General features: G+C 74.6%; 1 protein-coding gene. It reads right to left on the bottom strand.

Features of this window, described 5'->3' with window-relative positions:
- Positions 1-426, bottom strand: a 426-nt coding sequence (locus ABD323_RS44500; protein ID WP_344447667.1) for a helix-turn-helix domain-containing protein, incomplete at its 3' end; no start/stop codon positions are given.
- Between the last annotated feature and the right edge of the window lie 138 nt (positions 427-564).

Raw genomic sequence — 564 nt, 5'->3', positions numbered from 1 at the left:
CGCCAGAGGTGACCCGCCCCCGGGCGCCCCGGAAGACCGCCGCGGCGCCCGCCTCCGCCGGCGGCGGTCTCGGTCTGCTCGGGGTCGGGCTGATCGGCGGTGCAGCGCGGCCAGGTCGAGCACCGTGACGCTCCGGTACTGCGACCGCACCAGTCCAGCGGCCTTGAGCCGGTGCATGGCCCGGCCGACCGCGTCGGTACCGGCGCCGATCAGGCGGCCCAGTTCCGGCTGCGACAGCTCCACCCCGATGGTGTGGCTGGGTCCGACGGCCTGGCCGTGCAGCTCCACCAGCTCGACGGGGCGCCCGGTGACCCGCCCGACCGTGCGGGCGACCATGCCCGACTGGGCCATCGCCAGGCCGCTCCGGCGGGTGCCGAGGCGCAGCGGCTGCGACTGGCCGTCGCTGCTGCTCAGTTGACCATTCATGAGGTGATCGTCCCGGTCATGCTCGTGGGCTGGCTGGTGGTTCATCGGGGGTTTCCCCCCGCGAGAGTGGCATCGGCCTTGGCCTGCGCGCCGATGGGTGTGCCGGAGACAGCCTGCACTGCCGCCGGGTCCAGGTCG

The organism is Kitasatospora nipponensis, assembly GCF_039528135.1.
Classification (GTDB): domain Bacteria; phylum Actinomycetota; class Actinomycetes; order Streptomycetales; family Streptomycetaceae; genus Kitasatospora; species Kitasatospora nipponensis.
This window is presented reverse-complemented; position numbering and strand designations above follow the sequence as displayed.